The 2219-nt window shown below is 52.5% G+C and carries 1 protein-coding gene; it reads right to left on the bottom strand.

The window, feature by feature from the left end:
• On the bottom strand, positions 1–2219 hold a 2219-nt coding region (locus FKV70_RS25765; protein WP_244310854.1), incomplete at both ends, for a condensation domain-containing protein.

Below are 2219 nucleotides of genomic sequence, written 5' to 3'. Positions count from 1 at the left end.
GAAAGAAAGGTCGCTATCTTTGTGACGAAATACCATCTGCAATGGCTCCTGACCGTGTCCGGTCTCAAACCGATGGAAATTCGTCCGCAGCGCTTCATGACGCTGTGTCAGCAGATCCAGACTCTTGTGGAAAATAGCGACATCAAAGCTGCCGTGCTGATCAAACGACGCTTGCTGGAAGTAGGCGCCTGAGTCTGGCTCCATCAGGCTATGGAACAGCATCCCCTTTTGCATCGGAGAAAGAGCATACACATTTTCCAGCTCACCCACAGAAGCCGTTTGTTTCGTCAATTGTTCCAGCTGTTCCAACGATAAGCCTTTGAACAAGATATCGCTTGGCGTTAGCTCACTTCGCTCTTGAGACGCGCAATGCTTGATTACTTCCTGCAAGCTTTCCTGCAGCAGCCGGGCAAACTTCTCTACATTTTGCTGATGGTATACTTGGCTGTCATAGCGAATTTCCAAGGTCAGCACGCCTGCTGTAATCATGCCGTTCACATTCAGCGGCTGCTCCAGCACGGTGCGGTCACTCAGCGGCTCTCCACCTGGATGTGAAGACAGCGTGATTTCTCCATGTTCCAAGTCCTGATCAAATTGACCCAAATAGTTAAAGCTGATCTCCGGCTGCAGGCTCAAGCAAGAATGAGCATCATCCTGAGACAAGTATTTCAAGATACCGTAGCCGATGCCCTTATGCGGTACATGACGCAGGTCCTCTTTTACCCGCTTGATGCGCTGTCCTACTTCTGATGTTCCATCCACATCCAGCAGCACGGGATACTGGCTTGTAAACCAGCCCACCGTACGTGTGATGTCGATATCTGGAACGATGGCTTCCCGGCCATGTCCCTCCAGATGAACCAGCACACGCTTCTGCCCACTCCAGTTGTACAATGCGCTGCCGAGTGCGGTTAACAGCAGATCATTGACCTCGGTGTTGTACGCCCGGTGCGATTCCTGAAGCAGCAGTCGGGTTTCCTGTTCGCTCCAAGCCACGGTCACCGTCTCACTGTTTCTGACCAGCAAAGGCTGTCCGGCCGCTCTTTCGTGATCCTTAGGCAGTGATGCAACTTCGATGTGGCCAAGACGCTGCCAGTATTCGCGTTCATTGTCGACGGCCGGACTGTTCGCATATTGAGACAACCGCTCTGCCCAAGCAGAGAACGAATCCGTTTTATATGGCAAGCGAATCGCTTCTCCCCGAACGGCCTGTTCATATCCAGTCGCAAAATCCTCAAACACAATCCGCCATGAAATGCCGTCTACGACCAAATGGTGGATCGCAATCAGTAAATGATCTCCATCCATGCAGCGGAAAAGTCCCAGCTTCACCAGCGGACCTTCATCCAGACGAATGGAGCTTTGGATGACACTCGCCTTCCTTTCAATGGCGGCTGCCACCTCTGCCATGTTTTGCACATCCATCAAATCCACAACGTCCAGATGATACAGCTCGCCTTCCTTCACACCGCGATTCCACGCTTTATAGCCCTGTTCGGTCTGACGGAAAACCATACGTAGCGCATCATGATGCTCCGTCACCTTGGTCACCGTGCGATGCAATGCGTCTAGATCGAAACCTTCCGCTTTGTGCAGCATTACCGACTGGTTGAAATAATGCGGCTCTGCCGACGATAGTTCAAAGAACCATTGCTGGATCGGAGTCAGCTTGACGTTGCCCGAAACTTCACCCTGATCGGCTGTACGGCTAACGTTGTGTACATGACCGCTCAGCAGCGAAATGGACGGATATTGGAACAAATCCTTCATATCCAGCTTGTAGCCCGCTTGCAGCAGACGGGAAGATACCTGGATCGCTTTGATCGAATCGCCGCCCAGATCAAAGAAATTATCCAGAATGCCGACGCTCTTCGCTCCTAGCACCCCTTGCCAAATGGAAGCTAACGTCTGCTCCAGCGCTGTGCGCGGCGCTACATAATCCGCTCCGCTTTGCAAGCTGCCCTCCGGTGCAGGCAAGGCCTTGCGGTCGATTTTACCGTTCGGTGTCAGTGGCATCTGCTCCAGCTGGATGAAATACGAAGGCACCATGTAGTTGGGTAATTCTTCACCCAACAAGCTGCGCAGCTTTCCAGCGCTTACTTCTCTTTCAGCGACATAGTACGCCACCAGTTGGTTTTGCCCTTGCTCGTCCGCTTGGGCCAGTACGATGACCTCTTGCACGTCTTCCACTTTCAGAATCTGTGCCTCGACCTCGCCCA

The sequence above is a fragment of the Paenibacillus ottowii genome (assembly GCF_006874425.1).
GTDB classification, from domain to species: Bacteria; Bacillota; Bacilli; order Paenibacillales; family Paenibacillaceae; genus Paenibacillus; species Paenibacillus ottowii.
This window is presented reverse-complemented; position numbering and strand designations above follow the sequence as displayed.